Origin of the sequence: Burkholderia reimsis (assembly GCF_003294055.1) — a bacterium.
GTDB classification, from domain to species: Bacteria; Pseudomonadota; Gammaproteobacteria; order Burkholderiales; family Burkholderiaceae; genus Burkholderia; species Burkholderia cepacia.
Genome location: NZ_QMFZ01000130.1, coordinates 1 through 618, shown reverse-complemented (window position 1 = coordinate 618; position 618 = coordinate 1). Strand labels below are relative to the sequence as shown.

General features: G+C 48.1%; 1 protein-coding gene. It reads left to right on the top strand.

The annotated features are described in order from the left end of the window. Window positions 1–218, top strand: a 218-nt coding sequence (locus DPV79_RS43180; RefSeq protein ID WP_208866784.1) for a hypothetical protein, incomplete at its 5' end; no start/stop codon positions are given. Between the last annotated feature and the right edge of the window lie 400 nt (window positions 219–618).

The following is a 618-nucleotide window of genomic DNA, read 5'->3' as shown; positions in this document are numbered from 1 at the left end:
AACGTCGACGCAACGCTGCCGAGGATTATCAGTACGTCAACACTCGTGATTGCGGCGAAATGGCGCTCCTTCACGCCGCAATCTACCGAAAGGTTCGCCCTCACAATGTCAGAAATTGCCAACGGCGGCTCCATTCGGGCAAGTCGATGCCCGCGCCCCTGGTCAAGAACGAACCAGATCTCAATTTTGATATTCAAGCAATAACCAAAACAATTTGACACTTTAAAACATTATTAATAAGGCACCTCATTCGACATTATTTATAAAAAACATCCCTATGTTGACGCCTCAGCGTTTTTTCCGGCATCGAAACCATTTCGATCTTCATGAAAAGTAACGAATTTTCACCATCGAACGCCATTCGATTCGATCGATCCATACTTACCGAAAAATCTTTCAATCCGTGAAATTAATGTAGCCCGATAAGTAAGTTGGATACCCTTCATTGACATTTCGACGCGTTATGCCGCGCGGATCGAAGCATGCTTAGTGCCGCATCGCGTCCGTCGTCGATGTGTTGGATATACAACAGTCTCGCGACGCGAATCGTCAGATACCTCGCCGCGTTCGCACTCGCTTTCGTCGATGGCGCGCCGTTACACGGTGTGTGCCTTCGTC